We start from the raw sequence: 1,635 nt of genomic DNA on the forward strand, positions 1-1,635 counted from the left end.
TTTTCTTTAATGAAATATTCCTGAACGTCACCCATCAATCTCAAGGCAAATTCAGTAGAGAAGATACAAGTATTTTGCGCCTGATCTTCCTTCAAAATATCTGCCTGAACTGTTCCACGAACTGTTGCGATAGTTTCTGCTTTAATTTTCGCATACGTTTCCGCATCTAAAATCTCGTCGCCGGTAAGTCCTAATAATTTTAAACCTAAACCATTATTGGAAGGCGGAAGTTCGCCGCTGTATGTTGGTCTTTGTAATCCTTTGTCATCAAATTTTTGCTTTAATCTCGCTTCAACTTTATCCCAAAGATTATTTTCTTCGATGTATTTTTCAACGTTCTGATCGATGGCTGCATTCATGAAAAATGCGAGCAACATTGGCGCCGGCCCATTAATCGTCATCGAAACAGAAGTCATTGCATTCACCAAATCGAAACCTGAATAGAGTTTTTTCGCATCATCCAAAGTGGCAATCGAAACTCCGGCATTTCCGATTTTTCCATAAATATCTGGTGGAAAGGCAGGATCCTGACCGTAAAGCGTCACCGAATCGAACGCGGTAGAAAGTCTTTTGGCATCCATTTCCGCGGAAACGTAATGAAATCTTCGGTTGGTTCTTTCGGGACCGCCTTCTCCGGCAAACATTCGGGTCGGATCTTCACCGGTTCTTTTGAACGGATAAATTCCGGCGGTGAAAGGAAATGCTCCAGGAACATTTTCCTGACCTTTCCAACGAATTAAATCGCCCCAATCCTGGAATTTCGGCAAAGCAATTTTCGGAATCTTAAGTCCTGAAAGCGATTCTGATTTTGTTTGCACCTTAATTTCTTTACCGCGAACGAAGTACGAATAAGTATCCGCCTGCAGTTCTTCTTTGAAATGATGCCAGCCGTGCAGAAAAGCAGCATTTTCTTCAGTAAGCTCTTTTTTTGTTTTCAGGAAAACCTTTTCCAGTTTGTCACGCGTATGCTGATCGTCCTCAATAAGCACCCTGGAACCATCAAGGAGGTACATTTTCCTGGCAATAAGCACCTGATTTTCTACCTCTTTATCGTAATTTCTGTTGGTTTCTACAATTTCAGAGAGATAACGCACTCTTTTTGGAGGAATAATGGTGGTGTCATCGGACACATTTTGCTCTACATAGCCGCTTAAATTAAGCCCCTCAAACTTTTCATTTACTTTTTTAATCAGTTCATTAAAAAGTTCCGTAGTTCCCCAATCGTTGAATTGGCTGGCTTTTGTAGAATATACAGGCATTTCTTCCAAAGGCTTCTCGAACAGCAGATGATTTCTCTGAAACTGCTTTTTCACCGCTTGAAGTGCGTCCAAAGCTCCGCGTTTGTCGGATTTATTTAACGCAACCAAATCTGCATAATCAAGCATGTCGATTTTCTCCAATTGGGTTGAAGCACCGTATTCCGGGGTCATAACATACATCGAAACATCAGCAATATCGGTAATTTCTGAACCAGATTGCCCAATTCCGGAAGTTTCGAGAACGATGACATCGGGTTTTGCGATTTTTAAAATATTTAAAGCAGAATGAATGTGCGGCGACACGGAAACGTTGTTCTCCCGAGTTGCCATAGAACGCATATAAACGCGCGAATCATTAATCGAATTCATGCGAATT

General features: G+C 41.3%; 1 protein-coding gene. It reads right to left on the reverse strand.

The features are described from left to right. A partial coding sequence (locus tag V5N63_RS11860; protein ID WP_332034109.1) for a methylmalonyl-CoA mutase family protein occupies nt 1-1,635 on the reverse strand: 1,635 nt, incomplete at both ends.

This window comes from Kaistella sp., assembly GCF_032060305.1.
GTDB classification, from domain to species: Bacteria; Bacteroidota; Bacteroidia; order Flavobacteriales; family Weeksellaceae; genus Kaistella; species Kaistella yananensis.